General features: G+C 40.5%; 1 protein-coding gene. It reads left to right on the top strand.

Annotated features, from left to right (window positions below):
• Nucleotides 1–237: hypothetical protein (locus JM658_RS17080; RefSeq protein ID WP_236961121.1), on the top strand; the 237-nt coding region annotated here is incomplete at both ends.

The following is a 237-nucleotide window of genomic DNA, read 5'->3' as shown; positions in this document are numbered from 1 at the left end:
TTAACGGTTGGGGCATTAAGTTGTGATGGTGCCGCTTATAGCGTATCATACATCAGTAATGGAACTATTAGTATTAACGTAGGAACGTTAGATACGGCTAATAATATGATCACAAACATTCCATTTGAAAGTGACCTAGTGATTACTTCGAGTAATGGAGTGGATTGTGAGACCTCAATTATGGTAGCGATCCCAGCTACATGTCCAGATGATTGTGTGACGCCAGATTTAAGTGCG

The sequence above is a fragment of the Joostella atrarenae genome, assembly GCF_021764745.1.
Taxonomy (GTDB): domain Bacteria; phylum Bacteroidota; class Bacteroidia; order Flavobacteriales; family Flavobacteriaceae; genus Galbibacter; species Galbibacter atrarenae.
Note: the sequence above shows the minus strand (reverse complement) of the source record. Positions and strands in the feature narration are given on the sequence as shown.